This is a genomic window from Mesorhizobium sp. XAP4 (genome assembly GCF_029269325.1).
GTDB lineage: Bacteria > Pseudomonadota > Alphaproteobacteria > Rhizobiales > Rhizobiaceae > Mesorhizobium > Mesorhizobium ciceri.
In genome coordinates, this window is record NZ_JARIXW010000033.1 from 1 (window position 1) to 596 (window position 596).

1 pseudogene is annotated in these 596 nt (G+C 58.9%); it reads right to left on the reverse strand.

Annotated features, from left to right (window positions below):
• A pseudogene (locus P3C39_RS32875) lies at positions 1 to 572 on the reverse strand (hypothetical protein); the annotation flags it as partial.
• Positions 573 to 596: the final 24 nt, after the last annotated feature.

Here is a 596-nt window from a genome sequence, read left to right on the forward strand (position 1 = left end):
GAGAGGCCAGCCATCTGGCTGACGTCGATCGACGCGCCGGCGCTGTTGGCTGGGTACATGGTGTTGAGGCAAGTGGTTGAATATTTCTTGGTGCCGCTGGTCTGGAGTATCGCGTCTGCAGTCAGACCCGTGAAGGTGCTCACGCTGGCGGTGGTGCAAACTTGCGACTGGACAAGCGTCTTGATGTCGGCCCCGCCGTTGTTGGTGATTGTGTACACATTCGTTGTGCCGTAGCCTTTCGGATCACCGAAGCCGTTATAGGTATACTCGATCGACATCAGCGGCTTGGCCACCGTCGCTCCAAATGTCGTGCCGTAGAGCGTCATCGTCTTGTTCCACCAGCCCGACACCTTGGAAACCTTGAAGGTAGTCTGCACCAGGGCCGGCGTCTTGCTCGCCGTCGACCCAACGGCGACCGGCACCGTGTTGATCCTGGCGATCTGCATGAACACTGTGGGCATGGAGTAACTTGCCATGGCCTGCGCGGTGGCGGTGCCATTGGCGGAAACCACAAAGCTGTTCAGTGTCGGGGTACCCAGGCCATGGTTGGCGATGAAGGTATTCTGCAGCATAGTCTGGCGCTGCGCCAACGTTGA